Here is a 243-nt window from a genome sequence, read left to right on the forward strand (position 1 = left end):
TCTGGTGGCGGAGGTCGTTGCCGGGGGTCGGCTGGCGGGTGTGGTGCACACGGCTGGTGTGCTGGACGACGGTGTCGTGGAGGGGCTGACCGCCGAGCGGTTGGCGGCGGTGTTGGCGCCGAAGGTGTCGGCGGGTTGGTTGTTGCATGAGGCGACGGCGTCGCTCGCGCTGGACCTGTTCGTGGTGTTCTCGTCGGTTGCTGGTGTGTTGGGTTCGCCGGGTCAGTCGGCGTACGCGGCGGG

1 protein-coding gene is annotated in these 243 nt (G+C 70.0%); it reads left to right on the plus strand.

The genetic code is table 11. The features are described from left to right. Nucleotides 1-58: 58 nt before the first annotated feature. Nucleotides 59-243 (plus strand): ketoreductase domain-containing protein (locus ACPCK6_RS29705; RefSeq protein WP_423482871.1); only part of this gene is annotated, 185 nt, incomplete at its 3' end.

The organism is Micromonospora sp. AB353, assembly GCF_049538395.1.
GTDB lineage: Bacteria > Actinomycetota > Actinomycetes > Mycobacteriales > Micromonosporaceae > Micromonospora > Micromonospora aurantiaca.